Raw genomic sequence first — 26,300 nt, 5'->3', positions numbered from 1 at the left:
TTGCTCGGCTCTCTTGGAAAGTGCGGTTGGAAAAATGAGCAATGTACTCGATGTGCTCGACCAGACCATGTTCGACGTGGGGCAAGCTGTCGGAGGTGCCAGCCAACTGCAGTGCATCTGGGTGTACGACCGCCCGATCGACATCGATGGTCTGCGGCGGTTCCACGAACATCTTCAGCGGGGACGGTTATCCCGCTGCATCGAGCGATCACCCTTGCCGTTCGGCCGCCACCGCTGGATAGCACCCGACAGATTGCCCGACCTCGAGATCATGGAGTCGGCCCGCCCGCGTGAAGAATTCGACGACTGGCTCGACGAACAGATCAACACCCCATTGGATTGCGAACGCGGTCCCGGATGGCGCCTCGCGGCGCTCCCGTTCACCGACGGCGGTACCGGGGTCAGTTTCGTCCTTTCCCGTTTCCTCACCGACGGCGTCGGTTTGAGCACCGCGCTGACGGATGCGTCGCTCGGTCGCGACGACCCGATGAGCTGGCCGGCCGCCGGATCGCGCGGGCGGTGGCGCGCCCTCCGCGAAGACGCCGGCCAAACCCTGCGCGACATCCCCGCCATGGGCCGCGCGGTCGCCGCCGCCATCCGGTTGGTCCGACGCAGCCGCGATACTGCCGGCGGTACCACCGCCCCGGCCATCACACCACCTGCGCCGCCCGCCGGCTCCGACAAATTGGTCATCCACGCGATGGCAACGGTCTTGGTCGATGCGGACGAGTGGGACGCCCGCGCACGCGCACTCGGCGGAACCAGCAACTCGCTACTCGTGGGATTGGCGGCTCGGCTCGGCCAACGGGCAGGCCGGGTTGCTGCGGACGGTTCGGTCGAGGTGATCATGCCGGTCGATGAGCGCGCTGACGGCGACACTCGGGCCAACGCGATCGGCAATGCCACCGTCACCGTCGACCCCGAACTCGCCACGACGGACCTGCGGGAGATCCGGGCCGCGGTCAAACAAACGCTGATTCGCCACCGGGAGGCGGCCGACAACGAGATGGCAGTGAACGCCATCGTCCCACTGCTGCCTGCGCGGCTTCTCAGGGCTGCCCGCAGCGCGACCACTGTGGTCTCACCCAACCAAGTCGGCTCTTCGAACCTTCGTGTGGTCAACCCGGCCGTCGGCCGGCCCGATGGCACGGACGCCGAGTCCTTCGCCCTGAGAGTTCTCCACTTGGGCGTGACCGAGGCGAGAATGCGCCGGCTCGGCGGAATCCAGTCTGTGCTCTCCGGAACGGTGAACGGCAAGGTCTTCATCTCGGCTATCTCGTACCTGCCAGACTGTCTCAATTCCAATGACAGCTTGAAACAAGAACTTTCGAGTGCCTTGAAGGACTTTTCGATCACTGACACCTATCGAGCGGTGAGCTAGAAATCATTCAACGCTGTCGAGAGCTGCGTGCGTAGCTCATCGTTCGAATTGGCATGGCCCGGTAGGTAGGAACTCAACGAGACGAATATCCGTCCGTCCATCGTTCCGGAAAGCATGGTTTGCACACCGCCGTACCGGTGCAGTGTGGCCGTGGACACTCCGGTGTGGTGCAACCTCATGGCGAAGGAATCAGCAGCCGTCCCATCGGGCCGGCCGGCGGCGGGATGGATCTCTCCGACGTTGGACGCGCCGACGAGATTGAATGGGTTTCCCCTGGTCGCACGACGGGCGGCGTTCAGGACCCGATCAGACATGAGGGGCACCAGCGCATTCAGTACCTGCTGGGGGTCGGGTTCCTCCGAGAACCGAATCAGCGCTTGCTTGACCGCGGCCCGGATCTCAGTCAGATCCGTCGTTGCAGACGCCGGGTCGACTGTGGCGCGGACCCCTCCGATCGCGTTGGCGCGGGTGTCGTCCGCAGTGCGCTGGTTCACCGGTAGCGTCACGACCACTGAACCGTCCGCTGCAACCCGTCCGGCTCGTTGGGCGAGGCGAGCTGCCAAACCCACAAGCAGAGTGTTCCGAGTCCCGCCGAGCGCGTTCGCGCGGGCATCCCACTCTTCGGCGTCGACGAATATCGTTGCCGTTGGGAGCAGGTGGGTGTCATCGGCTTCAGGGGGCGGCGCAGGCGATGTCGTGGTGGGCGGTCTGGCTGTTTCGGCACCGTTGCGCCCTTGTTGTCCAAAGCGTATTGCGGCGGCGATGGCACGGCCGATGGCCGGGAAATCGCGCACAGTCTGGCCGGCGTCTTCTCGCACGGCCCGTAATCGGCCGCGCGACGCGGTAGACGGCCAGCTGATCGGGTCGTCGCGGCCACATGCCGCATCGGCCAGCGCCTGCCCCAGTCCGACGCCGTCTGTGAGGCAGTGTGAGACGACCAGGCTCACGCCTGTGCCTCCGTCGGTGAACGGGAGCACCGCAAGGTGCCATCCGGGACCGTGCTCGCAATCCAATGGGGAGTTCACCTGTTCGTCGAGCCAGGCGTCAAATTGTTCACGCGGGCGGGCCGTCTCGACGATCTCGAGCTCAGGCAGGATGTCTGGTGCCACCCAGCGGTGGCGGCCGAACGGCAAGGGCGACCGTGCGATACAGCGAGACAACCGACCTCGCTCAAGGTGACGGTGGAACTGCCGTAGACCGTCGATGTCGATCGGACGGTCGTACACCCAGACACCCTGCAGCAGAGTTTTCGATCCCGTGGCCTGCTCCATGTCGTACATGGTCTGGTCGAGCAGATCGAGTACGTTGCTCATTCTCGTACGGTACGAGCCCGAGCATCGCTTCACTCGCCGATTTTGACGAATTGATACGAAATCGGTTGCGATGAAGCGTCTTACACGGTGCGGGCCAAGTGGTCGGCGAGTAGTCCGGCGAATTTGGCTGGGTCCTCGGGGATTTCACCTTCAGCGATGAGGGCGGTTCCGTACAGCAATTCGCTGGTTTCTCCCAACCGATGCAAGTAAGCAGCGTCACCGCCTGTCTCGTACGCCCGCCGCAAGCTGGTGACCAGCGGATGCGTCGGATTGAGCTCGAGTATGGGTTTCCCGGCGCTGATTGTTTGCCCGGAGGCCCGGTACATGCGCGCCAGCGACGGTGTGATGCCGAACGTTGGGGTGACCAAGCAGGCCGGCGACTCGATCAATCGACCGGACAATCGCACATCCGAGACCTGTTCGCTCAGAGTCTGCTTCAACCAGGCCAGCAGATCGGCGAACTCCTGCTTCTGGGCTTCTCGCTCAGCCTCGTGCTCGGACTTGTCTTCCTCGGAGTCGAGATCGACCTCGCCCTTGGCGACCGACTGCAGCGGCTTGCCGTCGAACTCGGGTACCGAGCCCACCCAGATTTCGTCGACCGGGTCGGTGAGCAGCAGCACTTCGTAACCTCGGGCCTTGAACGCCTCCAGGTGCGGCGACTTCCGAAGCTGCTCCGCCGACGGTCCCGTGGCGTAGAAGATCCTTTCCTGACCATCCTTCATGCGTTCGACGTACTCAGCCAGCGTGGTGAGCCCCTCATCGCCGTCACTGCCGGAGAACGTGGAGTGAAACGATGAAATCCGCAGCAGCGTGGCCTGGTTGTCCAGGTCGGACATCAGGCCTTCTTTGAGGACAGCGCCGAACTGTGTCCAGAAGGTGCGGTAGTCCTCGGGCTTGCCGGACTGCAGATCCGCGATGGTCGACAGGATCTTCTTCGTCAACCGGCGACGGATCGCGGTAACCTGCCGATCCTGTTGCAGGATCTCACGAGAGACATTGAGTGACATGCCCTGTGCATCCACCACACCCTTGACGAAGCGCAGGTACCGGGGCATGAGTTCTTCGCAATCACCCATGACGAAGACCCGCTTGATGTAGAGCTGCACACCCGTCTTGGCGTCCCTGGTGAACAGGTCGAACGGCGCGTGCGAAGGGATGAACAACAACGCCTGGTATTCGAAGGTGCCCTCCCCTCTCATCGGGATGACAGCGAGCGGGTCGTCCCAGGCGTGGGCGATGTGTTTGTAGAACTCGTGGTACTCCTCTTCGGAAACCTCGTCTTTGGGCTTGGCCCACAACGCCTTCATGGAGTTCAGCGTCTGGGTTTCGACGGTGACGGTGTCCGGGGTGCCCTCTTCTGCAGAGGGCGTGTGTTGCGTGACCTCCATCCGGACCGGCCAGGCGATGAAGTCGGAGTACTTCTTGACGAGCTCTCTGATCTTCCACTCGGCGGTGTAGTCGTGAAGTTGATCCTCGACGTCCTCGGGTTTCAGGTACAGAGTGACCGATGTGCCCTGCGGTGCGTCGTCGACGGATTCGATGGTGTAGGTACCGTCGCCGCTCGACACCCATCGGGTGGCTTCGCTCTCGCCGGCCTTACGGGTGAGCAGTTCGACCTTGTCCGCGACCATGAACGTGGAGTAGAAGCCGACGCCGAATTGTCCGATCAATTCCTCTGAGGCCGCCGCCTTCTTGGCCTCTTGCAATTGCTTACGAAGCTCTGCAGTTCCCGACTTCGCGAGGGTGCCGATCAGGTCCACGACTTCGTCGCGCGTCATCCCGATGCCGTTGTCGCGGATTGTCAGTGTCCGCGGATCGTGCCCCACCTCGATGTCGATGTGGAGGTCGGAGGTGTCGGCGGTCAGCTCCTTGTTCCGCAGCGTTTCGAGGCGCAGCTTGTCCAAGGCGTCCGAGGCATTTGAGATCAGCTCTCGGAGGAACGAGTCCTTGTTGGAGTAGACCGAGTGAACCAGCAGGTCCAAGAGTTGGCGTGCCTCCGCCTGAAACTCCAACTGCTCGACGCGCGCAGACATGTGATTCCATCCCCACAGATCAACCTACGTTGGACAGCCGGATCATACCGATCCGCCGATCAGAGGCCGCCCACGCCCCGGAGCACCAAGGAGGCGCCGACAACCGCGCAGATGGCCGCCGCGAACGTCTGGCGATGCGCACTGGCCCATTCGTGCAACTTGCGCAGTGCCGCTTGGGTTTTCTCCGGCGCGACCACGTTGCTGACGAGAATGATCTCCTCCACGAGAAGTACGCCGAAGACGAAGGCGATCAGCGCGACCACCTGGACTTCGAACGAGGCACCGGAGGCGACGACGATGGCCAGGGCGAACAGAAGACCGTCGAGTGGCGGAACCACGATCACCCCGATGACGAAGGGAATCCACGGGGATCCGTTCTGCCAGGCCTCGCGCACGCGACCGGCCAACCCCCGAGATTTGGTATCGGTATCGCCATCGCCCGGGGTGGAGTACAGCAGCCTGGTGATGGCCGGCGGCGCACCGGAATCGTCCACGAGCGTCGAGGTGGTTCCGGTGCCGTCGCCTGCCGCCTTCCGATGACTACCCGCGGCGACAGGTTTCCGTAGCACGTTGCGGGCCACCATGATCGCGGCGATGGCCAGGAGCGCTATGCCGATGCCGATGGTGATGCGCTGCGTGAGCGGGTCGGCGGTGGGGTGCGCAAACTTCTGCGCGAAAGCGGACGAGGCCGGAGTGGAGTGGAGCACGAACAGCGGAATGATGAGGCTCGCCAGTCCGATCAGCACTGCGCCCGCCCAGTAGGCGAGCAGGTTCTGCACCGGCCGTGGCCGTGAGAGAACCAGAAGGATGATTCCGAGGCGCACAGGATTGATGGTCGTCAAAAGTGCCAGTACTACCAACGAGCCCCACATGACCGAAATCCTACCTCGTGTGTTATTTGCTGTATGGTTTCTTGCGACCTGACGGCGAGCAGTTTTGAGCCCGCTGTCCGTGCGGATCCGCGGAACTGTACATGTCAGGGACGGCCGACCTGAACGGCTTGGCCCTCATCGCGTATCGGCCCCGCGGACGTCGGTGCGGCCCCCCTGCTGATCTTCCCGGCCGGGTCGGTATCGAGTTGTCCAAACCTATTGTCAAAGAATCATTTCCATGTTCTCAGGGTCGGTGACCGCGGAAACGGGGTCAGAAACAGTCGGTCGGCGCGGGGCCTGCCATACGGCGCGGCAGGCGGCTCGCCGGAGGTGACGGTCGGCACGACCCGGGACTCGGATGCGGGCTGGGTCGATCGGCGGGCACCTCGATTCCGATGCCCGCTACGGTATTTGCTGGGCGCGGCCTGCTCCAGTTTCTCGGCATTTCGCATCTCAGGCAGCCCCCGCGGGCATCAGCTTTTCGCACAGCAGGTCTGCCAGGCCGCGCACGGTCGTGATTCCTGTCGCCGAGATTCGAATACCGGTTTCGTTCTCGATGCGGGTGCGCAGTTCGAGTGCTCCCAGTGAGTCCATGCCGTACTCGGAGAGCGGGCGGTCCGGGTCGACACTGCGGCGCAGGATGACGCCCACCTGATCGGAGATGACATGCCGCAACTTGCCGGCCCATTCCTCCGGGGGCAGCTCTTCGAGTTCGGCATGCAGCTTGCCGGTGCCCGTGGCGGATTGGCCGGTTGATCGGAATGCCTCGGCGAACGGGCTGCGTTCGGCGAATACGCTCAACCACGGAGTTCCCGTGATCGGTGCGTACCCGGTGTAGGCACGGTCATGACGTAACAGGGCCTCGAACGCATACGCGCCCTCGTCAGGCGCGATGGCGATGCCCGCACCTTCTGCCAGGGCGGTGCCCCGCCCGATCTGTCCCCAGGCTCCCCATGCGATCGCGGTGCCCGGCAATCCCTGGGACCGGCGCCACAAGCTGAAGGCGTCCAGCCAGCTGTTGGCAGCCGCATACGCGCCCTGGCCGGGCGAACCGACCAGCGCTGCGGCCGACGAGAACGAACAGAACCAGTCCAGGGGCTGGCCCATGGTGGCCGTGTGGAGGTTCCACGCCCCGTAAACCTTTGGCGCCCAGTCCCGCTCGATGAGCTCATCGGTGATGTTGGTCAGCGCGGCGTCCTCGATCACGCCCGCGGCGTGCAAGACACCGCGCACCGGATGCCCGTCGGCGGTCGCCACGGCCACCAACCGTTCCGCGGTGGCGGACTCGGCGATGTCGCCGCACTCCACGAGTACGTCGACGCCCGTCGCCCGGATGCGCTCGAGAATCTCCGCAGCCCGATCGGTCGGCTGCGAGCGAGAGGACACCACGATCCGTCCACATCCGTTGGCCGCCATCTTCTCGGCCATGAACAATCCGAGGCCGCCGAGACCACCGGTGATGATGTAGGCCCCGTCGGGCCGGTACACCTGCACTTGGGACGGTGGGACCACCAGCCGGCTGGAGCCGGTGTGTGGAATGTCGAGCACCAGCTTGCCGGTATGTTGTGCGCCGCTCATCATCCGGATCGCGGTGGCGGCGTCGTCGAGTGGGTAGTGGGTGACCTCCGGTGCCGGCAGATCACCTTCCGCGGTCAGCAGATACACGGTTTCGAGCAATTCCCGGAGCCGGTCGGGATGGCTGACGGACATCAGTGCCAGGTCGACGGCATAGAACGAGAGGTTGCGCCGGAAGGGGAAGAGCCCGAGCCGGGTGTCACCGTAGATGTCCCGCTTGCCGATCTCCACGAACCGCCCGCCGAATGCCAGCAGTTCGAGGCCGGCCCGCTGGGCGGCACCGGTCACCGAATTCAGCACGATGTCCACGCCGTATCCCTGGGTGTCTTCGCGAATCTGGTCCGCGAACTCCACGGTGCGCGAGTCATACACATGCTCAACACCCATGTCGCGCAAGAGCTGTCGGCGCTGCTCGCTACCGGCGGTGGCGAAGATCTCCGCGCCCGCGGCGCGGGCGATGGCCATCGCGGCCTGCCCGACGCCGCCGGTCGCGGAGTGGATCAACACCTTGTCGCCCGACTTGATCCGGGCCATGTCGTTGAGCCCGTAGTAAGCGGTGGCGGTCGCGATGGTCAGTGCGGCCGCCTCGGCGTCGGTCAGCCCGGCTGGCACGGTGGCCGCCAGGCGCGCATCGCAGGTGACAAAGGTGCCCCAGCAACCGTCGGCGCACAGGCCACCGACGCGATCGCCGACCTTGTGGTCGGTCACGTCGGGCCCGACCGCGGTGACCACACCGGCGAAGTCGATGCCGAGTTGGGGCAGCACCCCGTCGAAGGCGGGGTAGCGTCCGAACGCGACGAGCACATCGGCGAAGTTGATGCTCGATGCACTGACTGCGACCTCTATCTGGCCTGGTCCCGGGGGAACATGCTCGCAGGCAACAAGTTCCATCGACTCCAGGTCGCCCGGTGTACGGATCTGCAGCCGCATGCGGTCGCGTTCTAGATGGGCGATGGTGGTGCGGCGCTCATCAGGGCGTAGCGGGGCGAGGCAGAGCCGTGCGGCGTACCACCGGCCGTTGCGCCACGCGGTTTCATCCTCTTCGGACCCGCTGAGCAATTGGCTGGCCAGCTGCTCGACGTCAGTGGCCTCGTCGACGTCGATCTGAGTGGCGCTCAGGTGCGGATGTTCGGTGCCGATGACCCGGATCAGGCCCCGCAGCTCGGCCTGGTCCAGATTGGCCACGTCCCCTGCCAGGACCGTTTGAGCGTTGCGGGTCACGACATAGAGGCGAGGTAGTTCTCCGCTCATCTCCGGTAGCTGTCGGGCGATGTGCACCAGATGGCGGACATACTCCCGGCCCAGCAGTGGTGACTGGTCGGCGTGGTCGCCATTGTTGGGCGACGTCGTGACGACCACGGCGGTGAACCGGCCCTCCCGCAGATGATTGCCGAGTTGAGCGCAGGTCAGCGAGTCGTCTGGTTGATTGGGCCAGCTCATGGTGGTGCACTGTGCGCCACGCTCTTTCAGGATCCTGCTCAGCTCGTCGGCCACCGCGTCGGGGCCGTCGGAGGCATTGATGAGCAGCCAGGATCCAGCTTCGGCGTATTCCACCTCCGGCAGGTCCCGTTGGCGCCATTCGACGGTCAGCAGTCTTTCGCTGAGAACCTGATCATCGTGTCCGCTTGCGGAAGCACCCGTGCCGAGGCGAAGTCCCTGCACTGTCAGCAGGACCGCGCCGTCCTTGTCGAGTACATCGATGTCCGCCTCGATACCGGTGGGGTCGGCTTTGACCAATCGCGTGTAGCAGTAGTGTGCGCTGCGGGCCGAATCGTATGTGCGTAGCCGGCGCACTCCCAACGGCAGTCCCAGGACGTCGCCGCCGAGCGCCTGAACCTCGGGATGAGCCTCGACCGATTGGAAGCAAGCGTCGAGAAGCGCCGGGTGCACGCCGTACGCGTCCTGTTGCGAGCGGATCGAGCGGGGGAGGGCGACCTCGGCGAGCACCGTGCGGGCATGCGCTTCTCCGGTACGCACGGTGACCAGTCCGGTGAACGCCGGGCCGTACTGAATGCCATGCTGGCCCACGCGATTACGGACCTCGGCGCCGTCGTCCTCGCAAGGGTGCGCGGCAAGGATCGCAGAAATGTCGTATGCAGGCGGTTGCTCATCCGCGGCGGCATGCAGGACCGCGATCGCGTGCCGCGTCTGCTGACCGTCCTCATCGGTCTCGACGGTGAAGGTGGCCCCGCCGGGGGAGGACACCGAGGCGGACGCTCCGACCTCCGTCGATTCGTCCAGGAGCAGAGCCTGCTCGAACCGGATGTCCCGGACTTCGGAAACCTCGCCCAGAACAGCCTTGGCGGCAGCGAGCGCCATCTCGCAGAAGGCGGCTCCGGGAAGTACCGCGACAGTTCGGATTTGATGATCGCCCAGCCACGGCTGGGCCGCTGTGCCGACATCTGCCTGCCAGACATGGCGTTCCGGTTCTTCGTGCAACCGAACGTTGGCGCCGAGCAGGGGGTGGACAGCGATGGTGCAGCCACCGTGGGTGGGGGAGTCATGACCGCCGCCGTCGATCCACATTCGGCGGTGCGTCCACGTCGGCAACGGCGCATCCACCAGTTGACCGCTCGGGCTGAGCACCGAGAAGTCGACCGCAGCGCCCGCGCTGTGCACGTCGATCAGCAGTCCGCGCAAACCATTCGGCATCGGCTGCTGCCGGCGCATCGCGGCCAGCGCGGCCATCGGGGTTTCCCGGCCTGCGGCGGTCTGCTCGAGGGCGCGGGTGAGCAGAGGATGTGGGGACAGTTCGGCGAAGACCCGATGGCCGTCCTCCAGCGCGGCTTGTACGGCGGTGGCGAAACGCACCATCCGGCGCATGTTCGTCACCCAGTAGTCGGCATCGCACACCGGTTGTTCTCGGGGATCGAACAACGTCGCCGAGTAGAACGGAATCTCGGGTGTCATGGGTTTGAGATCGGCGAGCGCCTCGGCCAGATCGCCGACGATCGGCTCGACTTGCGGGGAGTGGAAGGCCACATCGACGGGGACCTCGCGAGCCATCACCCCACGTTTCTCCCAGTCGGCGACCAGATCCCGCACCGTCTGGGTGGTGCCGGCGATGACGGTGGACTGCGGCGACGCCACCACTGCCACCACGACATCGTTGATACCGCGGCCCGTCAACTCGGAAAGTACTTGTTTGGCAGGTAGTTCCACCGCCGCGGTGGCACCTTTGCCGGCGATTCGGGACATCAGGCGAGACCGGCGGCAGATGAGCCGCAGCCCGTCTTCCAACGACAGCGCGCCTGCGACGACAGCTGCGGCGCCCTCGCCCAGGGAGTGGCCGATGACCGCACCGGGGTGCACGCCGTGCGCCTTCATGGTGGCGGCCATGGCGACCTGCATGGTGAACAACGTCGGCTGCAGATGATCTTGACCGGTGACGACGTCCGCCGACGACATCGCCTCGGTCACCGAGAATCCGGACTCGGCCAAGATGATCGGTTCGGCCTGCGCCACCGTGGCGGCGAACACCGGTTCGGTCGCCAAGAGCTCGGCTCCCATTCCCGCCCACTGCGAACCCTGACCCGAGAACACCCAGACGGGACCACGATCGTCGCGTCCGACCGCCGGCTGATACGGGGTATCGCTGTCGGCGACCTCGCGCAACGCCGAGATGAGTTCCGGTCGGCCGCTCGCACTGACGGCGGTGCGTACCGGCCGGTGCCCCCGTCGGCGCGCCAAGGTGTAGGCCAGATCCGGAAGCGCGACATCATCATGTGCCTGCACCCAGTCCGCCAACCGGCCGGCCGTGTTCCGCAGTTCGTCGGCCGAGGTCGACGACAACGGGAACAACATGGGTTCGGTCGCCGATCGGGTTTCCCGGTCTACGGCGGCGGGGTTCGCCGGCTGTTCCGGTGCTTGTTCCAGGATGGCGTGCACGTTGGTCCCCGACAGCCCGTATGACGACACCGCCGCCCTGCGGGGATGATGCCCGTTGGTGCACCACGGCGTGGTCTCCTGGGGCACAAAGAGATTGGTCTGAATCGCGGCGAGCTGCTCGGGCAGACGGGTGAAATGCAGGTTTTGCGGAACCTCGCCGTGCTGTACGGCGAGAACGGCCTTCATCAGGCCGATGGCGCCGGAAGCTGCCTGTGCGTGCCCCAAATTGGTCTTGACCGATGCCAGTGCACAGGGGCCGTCGGTGCCGTAAACCTTGGCCAGGCTCGAGTATTCGATAGGGTCGCCCACCGGCGTCCCGGTGCCGTGCGCCTCGACCATGCCGACCGTGACGGGATCGACGCCGGCGGCAGCCAATGCCGCTCGGTACACCGCGGTCTGTGCGGCATCCGATGGCGTCGCGATGTTCACGGTGTGACCGTCTTGATTGGCGGCGGTACCACGCACGACGGCCAGGATCCGATCGCCGTCACGCAATGCGTCGGGCAGCCGCTTGAGCAGGATGACGACGCAGCCCTCGCCGGACACGAACCCGTCGGCCGCGGCGTCGAAGGCGTGGCAGCGTCCGGTCGCCGAGAGCATTCCCTCCGCCGAACCCGAAGCGAACTTGCGCGGGTCCAGAGCCAAGGTGGCGCCACCGGCCAGGGCGAGATCACTCTCGCCCTCATGCAGGCTGCGGCACGCCAGATGTACGGCGGTCAAACCGGAGGAGCATGCGGTGTCAACGGTGAGCGCGGGGCCGTGGAGCCCGAGCGCGTAAGCGATCCGCCCGGACGCCAGACTGAAGTTGTTGCCGCTGAAGCCATATGCGGCTTCGAGAGCCTGCGCGTCGGCCGCGAGCATCTGATAGTCCGCGTGCGTGAGACCGACGAACACCCCGGTCGGTGAATCTGACAACGCTTCCCGGGTGAGGCCGGCATTCTCCATGGCCTCCCAGGCGGTCTCCAACAACAACCGGTGCTGTGGATCGAGTGCGGCGCTCTCGCGTTCGTTGATACCGAAGAACTCCGCATCGAATCCGGCGACGTCATCGAGGAACGCACCCCACTTCGACACCGACCGACCGGGCACCCCGGGTTCCGGATCGTAGTATTCGTCGGCGTCCCAACGGTCGGGTGGAACCTCGGTGACCAGGTCATCGCCTCGGATCAACGCCTCCCACAACCGCTCGGGCGAGTCGATGCCCCCTGGGAGCCGGCAGGACATGCCGATGACCGCAACCGGAGTAACTGGTGTGACGCTCAAATTGCCCCTCCTCCCGACAGGCCTTTCCGCGGTTCGGCCGCTGTCAGGCTCGATGCCCCCTATTCGTGCGTCGGGCCGCAGAATTTAGACCGCTTATGTGGTGCGGCCATTAGGGGCTCAACGCCCGCCAAGGCGGTCGTAATCAATAACAGTATGGTTCGCTGCGGAATGTTGTCGCCGAATCCGTTCAATCGATCGCGAAGATGGCCTCGATTGCAAGCACTTCGCGCGCTTCACCAGGCAAATACCTTGATTGTCAAGATCAGAGGCCATCGTTGTGCGCGCGCCATGGCTTCGCTCGCAGCGATCGATGGCGGGGAATGACCTCGATGTGATTCATATGGTCATCGAAATATAGTTTGCTGATGGTTCCGGATATGTTGGCGCGATTAGCGCGATACTCTGACGTCCGTGGGCGAGGCATCCATTTTGACGCTGCTGCGGGATCGAGCTGGGCTGCAGGGCGACGACACGGCGATGACGTTTGTTGACTACGAAAATGATTGGGAAGGCTCAACCGAGAGCCTGACGTACGCGCAGCTGTATCGGCGTGCGGTTGGCGTTGCACGGGAACTCGGGAGGGTCGGCGCGCCCGGCGACCGCGCACTCATCCTGGCGCCACAGGGGCTGGACTACATCGTCGCCTTCTTCGGTGCGCTGCAAGCGGGACTGATCGCCGTCCCCCTGGCGGTTCCACTCGGAGGCGTCAGCGACGAGCGGGTCAGCTCGGTGCTCCAGGATGCGGCGCCGACCGTCATCCTCACCACGTCCGCGGTTTCCGGCGCGGTGAGCGATTTCGTCAGATCTGCGGGCGGCGGATCCGCTCCGGCGGTCGTCGAGGTCGACACGTTGGACTTCGATGCTCCGGCAGCGCATGGAGGCCCGGGTGAAAGCGCCACGGAGACAGCGTATTTGCAGTACACGTCGGGCTCGACGAGGAATCCGGCCGGGGTGATGATGTCGCACCGAAACCTGCTGGTGAATTTCGAGCAGCTGATGTCGGGCTATTTCGCGGAATTCGGAAACGTCGTCCCGGAGGGCTCGACCATCGTGTCGTGGCTGCCCTTCTATCACGACATGGGTCTGTACCTGGGGGTCTGTGGGCCGGTGCTGTCGGGCGTTCCCGCAATACTCATGAGCCCGGTGGCCTTCCTGCAGCGCCCGGCCCGTTGGGTGCAGATGCTCGCGACCAACGGCCGTACCTACACGGCCGCACCGAACTTCGCATTCGAACTGGCGGTGCGCAAGACTTCGGACGAGGACATGGCCGGTCTGGATCTGTCGGACGTTCTCGTCATCATCACCGGAAGTGAGCGTGTGCACCCGGCCACCCTTGAGCGCTTCACCCAGCACTTCGCTCGGTTCAACCTGCCCGGGAAAGTGATACGTCCGTCCTACGGAATGGCCGAAGCCACGGTGTACATCGCAACTCGCGAATCGGGTGAGCCCCCTGCGATCGTGCGCTTCGAGTCCGAACCGCTGACCGCGGGCACTGCGCGGCGCTGCCAGAACGGAGCCGGCACGCCTCTGGTCAGCTACGGCGTCCCGGTCTCGCCGCTGATCCGGATCGTGGATTCCGAGACGTGCTGCGAATGTCCGGCCGGAACCGTCGGAGAGATCTGGGTATACGGCGAGAATGTCGCGAGCGGATACTGGCGCCGACCGCAAGAGACGGAATCAACCTTCGGTGGGAAGCTTGTCGCTCCGTCGGACGGCACGCCCGAGGGGCCGTGGCTGCGCACCGGGGACTCGGGATTCATGTTCGAGGACGAGCTGTTCATCATCGGCCGTATCAAGGATCTGCTCATCGTGTACGGGCGTAATCACTCTCCCGACGACATCGAGGCGACGATCCAGGAGATCAGCCGGAGCCGGTGTGCGGCCATAGCCGTCCCGGACGGCCATACCGAGAAGCTCGTGGTCATCGTCGAAGTCAGGACGCGGGCGCCGTCGCCCGAGGCGCCGGAGGATCCGCTTTCTGTTGTCAAACGTGAAGTGACCTCGGCGATCTTCAACACGCACAGCCTGGGTGTCGCAGATCTGGTTCTGGTGCCGCCCGGTTCGATTCCGATCACCACAAGCGGAAAGGTCCGCCGTGCGGCGTGCGTCGACCAGTACCGGCAGGGCGAGTTCGCCCGCCTGGACGCATGAGCAGCCGTGCGGGCGGATGACGGGTGAACCTGGCCTACGAAGACCGCGGCGACGGTGAGCCTGTGCTGTTCATCGCCGGGCAGGGCGGTGTCGGACGTACCTGGGATCTCTATCAGGTGCCCGCATTCCGCGCCGCGGGCTATCGCGTCATCACCTTCGACAACAGGGGCGTGGGCGCGACGTCGGACGCCGACGGCTTCACCACGACGACGATGGTGGCCGACACGGCGGAGTTGATCGAGCGACTCGACATCGCCCCCGTCCGGGTGGTGGCGGTGTCGATGGGCTCGTATATCGCGCAGGAGCTCATGCTGGCCAGGCCCGAGCTGGTGAGCCGGTCGGCGTTGATGGCAACCCGCGGGCGCCATGACTGTACGCGCGAGTTCTTTCGCATCGCGGAGCGGGACCTCGCCGATGCCGGTGTGCGGTTGCCCGCCACATACGACGCGAAATTGCGCCTGCTGGAGAACTTTTCACCGAAGACGTTGAACAACGAAGGCTCTGCTCGGGACTGGATCGACACGTTCACCAGATGGCCGGCGAAGGTGACACCGGGCATTCGCGCTCAGTATGGCGTCGCTCCGCTGGAAGATCGAAGGCCGGCCTACCGGACGGTCAACACTCCGGTGCTCGTGATCGGATTCGCCGACGATCTGGTGATGCCCCCGCATCTCGGGGCCGAAGTCGCAGATGCCCTGCCCAACGGGCGCTATCTCGAGATTGCGGACGCGGGCCACCTTGGCTTCCTTGAACGGCCTGAAGCGGTGAATTCGGCAATCTTGAATTTCTTTGCAGAGTCACACAACGGCCATTCAGTTACATGAAAATTGTTAGCCGCGTTAAATTGAGTTCCGGGGCGGCGGCCCCGCCAAATGCATTACGATCCCGTATCACCTTGGGAATGGACAGATATGGAGGTTGCCTGAATGCTCTACTGGTCAGGCTCGGATCGTCCTACCCGGGCTGTTGCATGCTTGCCGTGACACCCATTTGCGGCAGGCCCGAGAGCACTGCCGCAAATGAATCGCCGGCGTCTTTCGGGTATCGGTCGATGCACTTGGCCGGTACCTGCGGCGCGGATTGTCCGGATTGGACCACGGATTCAGGGGGTTGGTGATTTGGGGGTTCTGAAGCGGATGTGGATTCCGCTGTTGGTATTGGTGGTCCTCGGTGCCGGGGGATTCACCGTTATGCGGCTGCACGGTGTCTTCGGTTCTGAGACCCGCCCCGCATATGCCGACACAGAGCTCGAGGAACGTAGGCCCTACGACCCGAAACAACTGGTATATGAGGTGTTCGGCCCACCCGGGACGGTGGCTAACATCAGCTACTTCGACGTCGATGCCGAGCCGCGGTTCGTCGAAGGGGCAAGCCTGCCATGGTCGTTGAAGTTCCCGATGACCGAGGCCACCTCCATGGTCAACGTCATCGCGCAGGGAGACAGCGACAGGATCGGCTGCCGCATCATCGTCGATGATGAGGTCAAGGCGGAGAAGGTCGAGAACGGCGAGAGCGCCTTCACCTACTGCCTCCTGAAGGCCGCATGAGTAGCCAGATGACCGGCGGCAAACCGCCATTCGTAGCAAGGATGATCCGGGTACTCGCGGTGCCGATCATCATCGGGTGGTTGGTGATCGCCTACGTCTTGAGCGCTGTGGTTCCCCCGCTCGAGCAGGTGGAGAAAGAGCACTCCGTATCCCTGATTCCCAGCGATGCGCCGTCGTTCGAGGCGGTCGAGCGCATGGGCAGGAACTTCGGCGAAGCCACCTCGAACAGCTCGGCGATCATCGTCCTGGAAGGCGAACAGCCCCTGGGCGACGATGCGCACCGCTATTACGACGATCTGGTTCGTCAGCTGAAAGCCCACACAGCGCATGTACAGCACGTCCAGGATTTCTGGGGCGACCCACTCATGGCGGGCGCAGCGCAGAGTGCCGACAGCAAGGCCGTGTACGTCCAGATGGGTCTCGCGGGCGACCTCGGACAAGCGCTTTCCAATGAATCGCTGGAAGCGGTCCGGGGCATCGTCGATCGGAGTTCACCACCGCCAGGCGTGAAAGCCTATGTCACCGGCCCGGCGGCGATGGTCGCCGATTTGAGTGCGAGCGGCAACAAGACCGTCCTCCTGGTCACCGGTCTGAGCCTCGCGGTGATCCTGGCGATGTTGCTCTTCTTCTTCCGTTCGATCTTCACGGCCGTGATCCTGTTGTTCCTGGTGGGCATTCAATTGCAGGTGGCCCGAGGAGTTGTCGCACTTCTCGCTGATCACGGTGCGATCGGGCTTTCCACCTATGCCGTCAACCTTCTGGTGACCCTCGGCATCGCGGCGGGAACGGACTACGGCATCTTCTTCGTCGGGCGCTATCAGGAAGCACGTCAGGCCGGCGAGGATCGCGAAACCGCGTTCTACACCACATATCTCAGCGTCGGCAAGGTGGTGCTGGCGTCCGGATTGACCATCGCCGGCGCTGTTTTCTGCCTCAGCTTCACCCGCTTGCCCTACTTCCGGACGCTCGGCATCCCGTGCGCACTGGGCATGATGGTGGCAGTTGCGGTGGCACTCACGCTGATCCCGGCCGTTCTCGCGCTGGGCAGCCGATTCAAGTTGTTCGAGCCCAAGCGCAAGATCATCGTTCGCCGTTGGCGCCGAATCGGCACGGCGATCGTTCGTTGGCCCGCACCCATCCTGGTCGCCACCTGCGCGGTATCGCTGATCGGGCTGCTGGCGCTGCCCGCGTACCAGCCCGGGTACAACGATCAGCAGTACCTGCCCAAGGACATTCCCGCCAACGCCGGATATGACGCCGCAGCCCGCCATTTTCAGCAGTCACTCATGGCCTCGCCCGACATTTTGCTGGTCGAGGCCGACCGCGACATGCGTAACCCGGCGGACTTCCTGGTGCTCAACAAACTGGCCAAGGGTGTGCTGTCCGTCCCCGGAGTCGCCCGGGTGCAGTCGGCGACACGACCCGAGGGTATTCCCCTCAAGCACACGACGATTCCGTTCATCATCAGCTCCTCGAATGCCGGCCAGATGCAGCTGTTGCCCTTTCAGAAGGCCCGGATGAACGACCTGCTCGACCAGGCCGACGAAATCACGAAAACCATCGCGGTGATGCAACGCATGTACGGCCTCATGCAACAGCTCGCGGTCGCGACCAACGATGTGGTCAGCAAGACTCACGACCTGGAAGACGTCACGCTCGAGCTGCGGGACCACATGGCGGATTTCGACGACTTCTGGCGCCCGATTCGCAACTACTTGTACTGGGAGCCCCACTGTTTCAACATCCCACTGTGCTGGTCGACGAAATCCCTGTTCGAGGCGCTTGACGGCGTCGACAAGCTCACGGTGACGATGCACGATCTGATCGGCAACCTCGATCAACTCAATCTGCTTCTGCCGCAGATGATCGCGCAGTTCCCGGCCATGATCACCACCATGCAGAGCACGCGGTCCATGATGCTGTCGATGCGCAGCACCATGGGGGGAATCCTGGCGCAGATGGATGAGATGTCCGAGGGCGCCACTGCCATGGGCAGAGCCTTCGACAACGCCCAGAATGACGATTCTTTCTATATCCCGCCCAACGTGTTCAAGAACAAGGACTTCCAGAGAGTGATGGACGTCTTCTTGTCGCCGGACGGGAAAACGGCGCGGCTGCTCATCACCCAGCGAGGCGATCCGGCGACACCTGAAGGTATTGCCCGCGTCAACCCGATCAGAACAGCTGCGGAGGAGGCACTCAAGGGCACACCGCTGGAGAACGCCAAGATCTTCCTCACCGGGAGCTCGGCCATGGCCAAAGATCAGGTGGACGGGTCGACCTATGACTTGCTGATCGCCGGAATCGCCGCGCTGTGCCTGATTTTCATCATCATGCTCATCATGATCCGGAGCCTCGTCGCGGCCTTGGTCATCGTCGGGACGGTGGCGTTGTCACTCGGCGCGGCGTTCGGGCTCTCGGTGCTCATCTGGCAACACGTTCTCGGAATCCAGTTGAACTGGATCGTGCTCGCGATCGCACTCATCATTCTTTTGGCTGTCGGCTCTGACTACAACCTGCTGCTGGTGTCCCGGATGAAAGAGGAGATCAAAGCCGGCGTCAACACCGGCATCATCCGTGCCATGGCCGGCAGCGGAAAGGTCGTGACGGTCGCGGGTCTGGTGTTCGCCTCGACGATGTTCGCGTTGTTGGCCAGTGATGTGCGCACCATCGGCCAGGTTGGTTCGACGATCGGTATCGGTCTGCTCTTCGACACCTTGGTTGTGCGCGCGTTCATGACCCCGTCCATCGCCGCTCTGCTGGGCAGATGGTTCTGGTGGCCGCTGCATGTCCGTCAGCGGCCCGCCAGCGCGATGCTCCGGCCGACCGGCCCTCGCCCGCTGGTCCGTTCCCTGTTGCTCAAACCCGACGAACGTTGACCGCGGTGAGCAACAAGCCGCCGTTTACTGCCAGGATGATCCATCGGCTGGCGGTGCCGATCATCCTCGGATGGTTGGTGGTCGTCGCGATTCTGACCTTTGCCGTTCCGTCTCTCGAGCAGGTGGGGCGGCAGTATTCGGTTTCCCTGGTCCCCAAGGACGCCCCGTCATTCCAGGCGGCGCAGCGCATGGGCAAGAGCTTCGAGGAATCCGATTCGGACAGTGTGGCAATGGTCGTCCTGGAGGCAGACCAACCACTCGGCGATGAGGCGCACCGTTATTACGACGAGCTGGTTCGCCAGCTGAAAGCCGACACCCGGCATGTGCAGCACGTGCAGGACTATTGGGGCGACCCCCTCACGGCGCCCGGTGTCCAGAGCGCTGATGACAAAGGCGTTTATGTTCAGTTGAACCTCGCCGGCAATCAAGGCGAATCACTGGCCAACGAATCCGTCGAGGCAGTCCGGGACCTCGTGGCGCGGACACCGCCGCCGCCGGGCATCAAGGCCTACGTCACAGGACCCGCGCCGTTGGTCTCGGATATGAACCACGCCGGCGACAAATCCATCATCAAGATCACCATCGTCACGCTCGTGGTGATCTTCACGATGTTGCTCCTCGTCTACCGCTCGATCGTCACCGCGGTGCTTCTCCTGGTCATGGTCGGGGTACAGGTTCAGGCGGCGCGCGGAGTGGTCGCGCTTCTCGGTGAACACCAGGTGATCGGTCTGTCGACCTTCGCGGTCAATCTGTTGGTCTCCCTGGGGATCGCGGTGGGAACCGACTACGGCATATTCTTCCTCGGCCGCTATCAGGAGGCGCGTCAGGCCGGCGAAGACCGCGAGGCCGCCTTCTATACGACGTATCGAAGCGTGGCCAAGGTGGTGCTGGGTTCCGGCCTGACCATCGCCGGAGCCATCTTCTGCCTCAGCTTCGCTCGGCTGCCCTATTTCCAGACCATGGGTGTCCCCACCGCCGTCGCGATGATCGTCGCGGTCGCGGTGGCGCTCACGCTGGTTCCGGCCGTTCTCGCGGTGGGCGGTCGCTTCGGGCTCTTCGAACCCAAGCGCAAGATCATCGTCCGGCGGTGGCGGCGGCTCGCGACGGCGATAGTCCGTTGGCCCGCACCGATTCTCGTCACGGCCTGTGTGATCGCCCTCATCGGGTTGTTGGCGCTGCCGGCGTACCAAACCAGCTACAACGACCGCCTGTACGTGCCTGCCGATATTCCGGCCAATGTCGGATATGCGGCCGCCGAACGGCACTTTCCGCAGTCCCGGATGACGCCCGACGTCCTCATGCTCGAGGCCGATCACGACATGCGTAATCCGGCAGACCTGTTGATCTTGAACAAGCTGGCGAAGGGTGTTTTCGCCGTACCAGGCATATCCAGGGTGCAGGCGATCACCCGGCCCGAGGGCAACCCGATCGATCGGACCTCGATACCGTTCTTGCTCAGCATGCAGAACGCCAACCAGCAGCAGGTGTTGCCGTTCCAGCGGGATCGCATGAGTGACCTGTTGAAGCAGGCGAACGATCTGACCACGATGATCAACATCACGCAGCGTCTCTACGATGTGGGTCTGAAGATGGCCGACACCACCCATGCGATGACACAGGACACGCATGAGTTGGATGCCGTCACCGATGAATTGCGCGACCATATCGCTGATTTCGACGATTTCTGGCGGCCCATCCGTAACTACCTCTATTGGGAGCCGCACTGCTTCGACATTCCCATCTGCTGGTCGTTCCGGTCCCTCTTCGACGCGCTCGACGGGGTCGACGCGGTTTCCGACGGAGTGCACGAACTCAGCCTGGGGACCGACCGGCTCGATGTGCTCATGCCCCAGATGATCGCCCAGTTCCCGCAGATGATCGCCAGCATGAGGGTGATGCGGGCCGGCTTGATGACCATGCACAGCACCATGGCGGGCTCCCTGGCGATGATGAACGAGGTGAGTGAGGATGCCACCGCGATGGGCCGGGCCTTCGACGCGGCGCGCAACGATGACACCTTCTACCTTCCGCCCGAAGTCCTTGAGAACGAAGACTTCAAGCGCGCGATGAACTTGTTCTTCTCGCCGGACGGGAAGTCGGTTCGCTTCATCATTTCGCATCGGTCCGATCCGGCGACGCCCGAAGGCATTTCGAGGGTCGACTTGGTGACCAAGGCGGCCGAAGAAGCGCTCAAGGTGACTCCCCTGGAGAACGCCAAGATCTATCTGGCCGGTTCCGCGCCGACGTTCAAGGACATGCGTGACGGGTCGACATACGATCTGTTGATCGCAGGGGTGGCCGCGCTGTGTCTGATCTTCGTGATCATGTTGCTGGTCACGCGAAGTCTCATCGCAGCCCTCGTCATCGTCGGTACGGTGGCGCTGTCTCTCGGCGCGGCGTTCGGCCTCTCGGTGCTCATCTGGCAACACATCCTCGGCATAAACCTCCACTGGCTCGTGCTCGCGATGTCCGTGATCATTCTTCTGGCCGTCGGTTCTGACTACAACCTGTTGCTGGTCTCCCGGATGAAGGAAGAGATCGGCGCGGGTATCAACACCGGCATCATCCGAGCCATGGGTGGTAGCGGAAAGGTCGTGACGGCGGCCGGTCTGGTCTTCGCGTTCACCATGATGTCGATGGTGGCCAGCGATCTGCGAATCATCGGGCAGATCGGTTCCACGATCGGCATCGGTCTGCTGTTGGACACCTTGGTGGTTCGCGCACTCATGACCCCGGCCATCGCGGCGTTGCTCGGCCGCTGGTTCTGGTGGCCGCAAATGGTTCGCCAGCGGCCCGCCAGTGCGTTGTTGCGGGATACGGCTTCACGTCCGGTTGTCCGCTCCCTGCTGCTGCCGTCGGAGGAGAAGTGACCTATGGCAAAGAGTTTGCGTACGCAAGCGCATGGTTGCTTCCGCAAAGCAAATCTCGAAAACCCGGGCCTGTCGACGTCGCGGGAGTAGAGTCCGGACAGGGGGAGGAGGTCCTCACATGACGAAGCGTTCGTCGATCAAATCGGTTGTCGCAGTCGGTGGTCTGGCATTCTCGATGATCGCCGGGGCCGGTGTCGCGTCGGCAGATCCCAGGCTGGATTCTGCCGTCAACACCAGCTGCAGTTATCCGCAGGTGATGGGCGCTCTGAACGCTCAGAGTCCCATGGCCGGCGCCTCGCCGGCAGTTCAGGATGTATTGCGTCAGTTTCTCGGCTCACCGCGGGATCAACGGCAGCGGATGGCCGAGGGCATAGCCGCCCAACCGGCCAACCAGCCGTATCTGGGGTTGCTGCAGACGGTTTTCGACACCTGTAACAACTTCTGAGCACGGCCTCGGAGCGCACCGGCCGTCGCCGCGAGCGCCCTGGCCCGATCGTTGATGGCCATGCCGGTCAAGGCGGTTCCGATGTGCCGTGCCGCCAAGACCTGACGGCAGACGCGCGCCCTATTGCAGGCGCATCGCGCCCTGCGCACCCGTGGCGTTCATCGAAATGGTGCCCTCGACGGCTGAGGCGGCGACCACGGGCGACGGACGGTGGCGGCTGAAATCAATCTCGCGAAGATTTGTTTGCTCGTTTTGTATTCAGCAAACTGAGGTGTTTGGGAGAATCAGCTATGACACTCAAAGAACGGCTCTACGTCGGCAGGCTGTACAACCCGATCGGCTGGAAGCTTCTTCCCACGATGACCAGGTACAGCTATCCCTGGATGACTCGCCGACTCTCACCCTACGACGTTGTGATGATGAACAACGGCTACGAGGAGGACCCTCCGCTGGGGTTGAAGCTGGAAGAGTCCGATGAACCCAGCCGCTACCCCCTCCAGCTTTACCACGCCACTGCCACGCAAGCAGGTGACCTCACCGGTAAGCGAGTGCTCGAGGTCGGTTGCGGCCACGGCGGCGGCGCCTCCTACCTCACGCGCACGTATCGGCCCGCCTCCTATACGGGGTTGGACCTGAACTCTGCGGGCATCGAGTTCTGCCGCAAACGCCATCAGATACCCGGCCTGGACTTCGTCAGCGGGAACGCTGAACACCTGCCGTTCCCCGATGAATCATTCGACGCTGTGATCAATGTCGAGTCTTCGCACTGCTACCCGCATCTCGACGTCTTCCTGGATGAGGTGGCGCGCGTGTTGACCCCGGGAGGGCACTTCCTCTACACGGATTCCCGACCGAAGGAACTGCTCGACGACTGGGACGCGGCGCTGGCCAAGACGCACCTGAAGATGATCTCGCAACGCGACATCAGGCTCGAGGTTATGCGCGGGATGCAGACGCGATGGGAGCTGGCCAGCATGAGCAAGGGCGACCAGCGCGCACTGAAGCAGCTGTTCGGATTACGCGACGACATGGACATGAAGAACGGGAAGGTCTACCACGAGTTGGAAACCGAGGGCTTCGCGTACCGGATCTATCTCTTCACCAAATCTCGCGCGGACTGATACGCCTTGCCGCTGAGGCTGCAAGTCAACTCAGTGCACCGGCTTGGTTCCGCCCAGTTGCTTGGTCAGCGCATCGGCTGTGGCGACGAGCGCCCTGGCCCGATCGCTGATCTCCTTGTCGGTCAAGGCGGTTCCGATGTGCAGTGAGGCGGCCATGACCTGACGCTGGTAGTGGTCGAACACCGGCGCGGAGATGACGCTGATATCCGAGCGGGCACTGCCGCGGCGTCCTTCGGTCTCCTCCTCGTGACGCAGGTACACCCGCTCGCCGATGTCGGACACCAGCTCGCTCAGCAGCGCGCGGAGTTCGTCGGGCAGGTTGGTCGACATCCCCGCCATCAGCGCGTAGAGCCTGCGTCCGCCCGGTGTCAGGCGCTCCACCAGATATCCGTCGGTGCGGCAGTTTTCGATCACCCGCTGCAGCCGGGCCGATTCCGTGCGCAGCGGGACGGTCGGCGCCTTGGCGAGCCAGGCGCGCAGCGCATCGTCGTCCCACAGCACGAACATCAGGCCGACGGGCGGTGCGAACGGATAGCTCTGGCCGACCTGCACTCCGGGGTCGCGCCCCGCCGGACCGACCAGTTCCAGCACCGTGATCCGGTCATCGACGACGGCGGACAGGCCCACCGAGGTATCGAAAGCAGCTGACAGCGCGAGCAATTCGGAGCGGGCCGCCGGGTTGACGCGCATCGACTCCTGAGCCAGGTGGCCGAGTGCGATCAGCGCCGGGCCGAGGCGGTACGTCTTGTCACCGCTGTCCCGGATCAGATAGCCCGATTCGGCCAGGGTGCTGAGGATGCCCAGACAGGTCGGCTTGCTCAATCCGACCCGGCGGGTCAGTTCGGAGAGCCCGAACCGTTCCTGCGGATGGCGGGACAGGAAATCGAGGATGGCCACCACCCTGGCGGTGGGTGGTGAGGCGCGACCGGCGGGCTCGACGTCCGTCATCTTGCCCTCCTCGGCATTGACGCGAATTGGAACGCGTTCTAGTGTCAGGTAGGAAACTCTACCACTGCGGTCCAATATTGGATCGAGAGAGCAGATGCTGGATGTACTCACAGCCGTTGACAGACGCAATCGCCGAGGCTGAACGCCTGGTGGCCGCCGCACCATTCATCGACTCGGAAGCCGATCTCCTCGAAGGCCTGCAGTACCTGGCCGGATGTATCTCGGGTTGCATACACCTGGCCTTCGACTACGACCGCGATCACCCGTTCATGCAGTCGGGAACCGGGCCGTACACGAAGATGGCCCTGGACAACCCCGACACCTTGTACTTCGGGACCCGCGTGCTGCCCGGCCATGAGTACGTCGTCACCGGGAAGCGGGGCACCACGACCGATCTGAGCTTCCAGATCCTGGGTGGTGAATACACCGACGACAACGTGCCGGCCAGTCAGGCCGCCTTCGACGACCGCGAACTCGACATCGCGGCCGATGGCACCTTCGAGTACCGGTTCACCCCGACGACGCCGTCGCAGCTGCTGGTCCGTGAGGTGTACAACGACTGGTCGGCGCAACGCGGTTACATCAGCGTCGCGCGCACCGACACGGCCGGAACTGCGCCGCCACCGCTGACCAAGGAATTGATCGAGAAGCGTTACGCCGTCGCGGGCAAGCAGCTCGTACAGCGGGTGAAGACCTGGCTGCAGTTCCCGCAGTGGTTCTACAACAACCTGCCGGTCAACACCATGGTGGCGCCGCGACTGACGCCCGGCGGTCTGGCCACGCAGTACTCGTCGGTCGGGCACTACGACATGACGCCCGATCAGGCCATGGTCATCACGCTGCCGGTTACCGACGCGCCCTACTTGGGCTTCCAGCTCGGCAGCCTCTGGTACATCTCGCTCGACTACATCAACCACCAGACCTCGCTCAACGGCACTCAGGCGCAGGCGGATCCGGACGGCAAGATCCGAATCGTGGTCTCCGACGCCAACCCGGGCGTGACCAACTGGTGCGAGACCCTCGGCCACGGCAAGGGCTATCTGCAGTTCCGCTGGCAGCGGCTGTCACGCGAGCTCACCGAGGCCGACGGCCCGAGTGTGGAACTCGTCGACGTGGCCGACGTCGAGAAGGCGTTGCCGTACTACGAGCACAACAAGATCTCAGAGCAGGACTGGCGGGCCCGGATCGCGCTGCGCCAGAATCAAATCGCCAACAGGATGCTGGGGTAGTCATGTCAGGTCTTTTGGATAACAAGGTCGTCGTCATCAGCGGTGTCGGCCCCGCCCTGGGTACCACCCTGGCGCGGCGGTGCGCCGAGGCCGGCGCCGATCTGGTGTTGGCCGCCCGCACCGTCGAACGTCTCGAGGAGGTGGCCAAGCAGGTGACCGACCTGGGCCGCCGCGCGATCTCGGTCGGTACCGACATCACCGACGAGGAGCAGGTGAAGAACCTGGTCGACACGTCGCTCGAGGCATACGGCAAGGTCGACGTGTTGATCAACAACGCGTTCCGGGTGCCGTCGATGAAACCCTTCGCCAACACCACGTTCGAGCACATGCGCGACGCCATCGAGCTCACCGTGTTCGGTGCGCTTCGGATGGTTCAGGCCTTCACCCCGGCCCTGGCGCAGAGCAACGGCTCCGTCGTCAACGTGAACTCGATGGTGGTCCGGCACTCGCAGGCCAAGTACGGCGCGTACAAGATGGCCAAGTCGGCCCTGCTGGCGATGTCGCAGACTCTGGCCACCGAGCTCGGCGATCAGGGCATCCGGGTGAATTCGGTTCTGCCCGGATACATCTGGGGCGGAACGCTGGAGAGCTACTTCACGCACCAGGCCGGCAAGTACGGCACCACTGTCGAGGAGATCTACAAGGCGACGGCGGCGTCATCCGACCTCAAGCGACTGCCGACCGAGGACGAGGTGGCTTCGGCGATCCTGTTCATGGCCAGCGATCTGTCCAGCGGCATCACCGGCCAGGCTCTCGACGTCAACTGCGGGGAGTACAAGGCGTGA

15 protein-coding genes are annotated in these 26,300 nt (G+C 63.9%); 10 read left to right on the top strand and 5 right to left on the bottom strand.

Annotated elements, in window-relative coordinates:
* The first annotated feature begins 34 nt into the window (after positions 1–34).
* Complete coding sequence (locus tag QQ25_RS27425) at positions 35–1,381, top strand: hypothetical protein (RefSeq protein ID WP_039382217.1); 1,347 nt, start codon at positions 35–37, stop codon at positions 1,379–1,381.
* Here the strand turns inward: QQ25_RS27425 and QQ25_RS27420 are convergent.
* The 4 genes from QQ25_RS27420 to pks2 all read right to left on the bottom strand — a co-directional run bounded on the left by QQ25_RS27420 (position 1,378) and on the right by pks2 (position 12,325).
* On the bottom strand, positions 1,378–2,694 hold the full coding sequence (locus tag QQ25_RS27420) for a WS/DGAT/MGAT family O-acyltransferase (protein WP_039325490.1): 1,317 nt from the start codon (positions 2,692–2,694) through the stop codon (positions 1,378–1,380). The genes QQ25_RS27425 and QQ25_RS27420 overlap by 4 nt on opposite strands.
* 80 nt (positions 2,695–2,774) lie before the next feature.
* Positions 2,775–4,727, bottom strand: coding sequence for a molecular chaperone HtpG (gene htpG, locus QQ25_RS27415; protein WP_039382214.1), 1,953 nt, complete (start codon positions 4,725–4,727; stop codon positions 2,775–2,777).
* Between the two features lie 59 nt (positions 4,728–4,786).
* On the bottom strand, positions 4,787–5,599 hold the full coding sequence (locus QQ25_RS27410; RefSeq protein WP_039382212.1) for a GAP family protein: 813 nt from the start codon (positions 5,597–5,599) through the stop codon (positions 4,787–4,789).
* A 453-nt stretch (positions 5,600–6,052) separates the two neighbouring features.
* Positions 6,053–12,325, bottom strand: a complete 6,273-nt coding sequence (pks2, locus tag QQ25_RS27405; protein ID WP_052236106.1) for a sulfolipid-1 biosynthesis phthioceranic/hydroxyphthioceranic acid synthase — start codon at positions 12,323–12,325, stop codon at positions 6,053–6,055.
* Between the two features lie 411 nt (positions 12,326–12,736).
* Between pks2 and QQ25_RS27400 the strand changes: the two genes are divergently transcribed.
* The 7 genes from QQ25_RS27400 to QQ25_RS27370 all read left to right on the top strand — a co-directional run bounded on the left by QQ25_RS27400 (position 12,737) and on the right by QQ25_RS27370 (position 23,338).
* Positions 12,737–14,476 carry an AMP-binding protein gene (locus QQ25_RS27400; RefSeq protein WP_039325483.1) on the top strand — a complete coding sequence of 580 codons (1,740 nt, stop codon included), beginning with the start codon at positions 12,737–12,739 and terminating at the stop codon, positions 14,474–14,476.
* A 23-nt stretch (positions 14,477–14,499) separates the two neighbouring features.
* Positions 14,500–15,300, top strand: a complete 801-nt coding sequence (locus QQ25_RS27395) for an alpha/beta fold hydrolase (protein WP_039382206.1) — start codon at positions 14,500–14,502, stop codon at positions 15,298–15,300.
* A gap of 312 nt (positions 15,301–15,612) precedes the next feature.
* The gene (locus QQ25_RS27390) at positions 15,613–16,023 is read left to right on the top strand and encodes an MmpS family transport accessory protein (protein WP_101906443.1); all 411 of its coding nucleotides are present in this window, start codon (positions 15,613–15,615) and stop codon (positions 16,021–16,023) included.
* Positions 16,020–18,902, top strand: a complete 2,883-nt coding sequence (locus QQ25_RS27385; protein WP_082017708.1) for an MMPL/RND family transporter — start codon at positions 16,020–16,022, stop codon at positions 18,900–18,902. Before QQ25_RS27390 ends, QQ25_RS27385 begins: the two co-directional genes overlap by 4 nt.
* Before the next feature lie 35 nt (positions 18,903–18,937).
* Positions 18,938–21,772 (top strand): MMPL/RND family transporter, encoded by a 2,835-nt coding sequence (locus tag QQ25_RS27380; RefSeq protein WP_082017707.1) that lies wholly within the window; start codon positions 18,938–18,940, stop codon positions 21,770–21,772.
* Between the two features lie 118 nt (positions 21,773–21,890).
* A complete protein-coding gene (locus QQ25_RS27375) occupies positions 21,891–22,217 on the top strand; it encodes a hemophore-related protein (protein ID WP_101906444.1) in 327 nt (108 codons plus the stop codon).
* Between the two features lie 359 nt (positions 22,218–22,576).
* Positions 22,577–23,338, top strand: coding sequence for a phthiotriol/phenolphthiotriol dimycocerosates methyltransferase (locus QQ25_RS27370; protein WP_308205463.1), 762 nt, complete (start codon positions 22,577–22,579; stop codon positions 23,336–23,338).
* A 30-nt stretch (positions 23,339–23,368) separates the two neighbouring features.
* On the opposite strand, the gene QQ25_RS27365 is transcribed toward QQ25_RS27370, so the two are convergent.
* Complete coding sequence (locus tag QQ25_RS27365; protein WP_039382201.1) at positions 23,369–24,286, bottom strand: IclR family transcriptional regulator; 918 nt, start codon at positions 24,284–24,286, stop codon at positions 23,369–23,371.
* A gap of 101 nt (positions 24,287–24,387) precedes the next feature.
* On the opposite strand from QQ25_RS27365, the gene QQ25_RS27360 reads away from it, so the two are divergent.
* Together QQ25_RS27360 and QQ25_RS27355 are read left to right on the top strand one after the other, a co-directional pair.
* Positions 24,388–25,515 (top strand): hypothetical protein, encoded by a 1,128-nt coding sequence (locus tag QQ25_RS27360; protein ID WP_039325475.1) that lies wholly within the window; start codon positions 24,388–24,390, stop codon positions 25,513–25,515.
* Positions 25,516–25,517: 2 nt separating this feature from the next.
* Complete coding sequence (locus QQ25_RS27355; RefSeq protein ID WP_039325472.1) at positions 25,518–26,300, top strand: SDR family oxidoreductase; 783 nt, start codon at positions 25,518–25,520, stop codon at positions 26,298–26,300.

The organism is Mycolicibacterium setense (assembly GCF_000805385.1).
Classification (GTDB): domain Bacteria; phylum Actinomycetota; class Actinomycetes; order Mycobacteriales; family Mycobacteriaceae; genus Mycobacterium; species Mycobacterium setense.
This window is presented reverse-complemented; position numbering and strand designations above follow the sequence as displayed.